This window comes from Staphylococcus intermedius NCTC 11048 (assembly GCF_002902385.1).
In the GTDB taxonomy this organism is placed as follows: Bacteria; Bacillota; Bacilli; order Staphylococcales; family Staphylococcaceae; genus Staphylococcus; species Staphylococcus intermedius.
This window is the reverse complement of the sequence record NZ_PPQH01000077.1, coordinates 1-277: the sequence shown is the minus strand read 5'-3', so window position 1 is coordinate 277 and position 277 is coordinate 1. Positions and strand designations below refer to the sequence as shown.

The following is a 277-nucleotide window of genomic DNA, read 5'->3' as shown; positions in this document are numbered from 1 at the left end:
TAAACAAGCAGATAACGACAAGTACACACCAGAAACAACGCCAATCACGAAGGATTATGGCACTGCCACAACAGAAGATGAAGTAAAAGGTGCAGTCAATATTCCAGGCTACCCAACAGATGGCAATCAACCAACAATCACAATTAACGATCCAAGTCAATTACCTGACGGAACAAAAGAAGGTACAACAGATGTAAGTGTAACAGTGACGTATCCAGATGGTACAACAGACCACATTACAGTACCGGTAACCGTAGGTAAACAAGCAGATAACGAC

At 42.2% G+C, this 277-nt stretch carries 1 protein-coding gene; it reads left to right on the top strand.

What is annotated here, in order from left to right:
- Positions 1-277, top strand: a 277-nt coding sequence (locus CD138_RS12245) for a Rib/alpha-like domain-containing protein (protein ID WP_219727727.1), incomplete at both ends; no start/stop codon positions are given.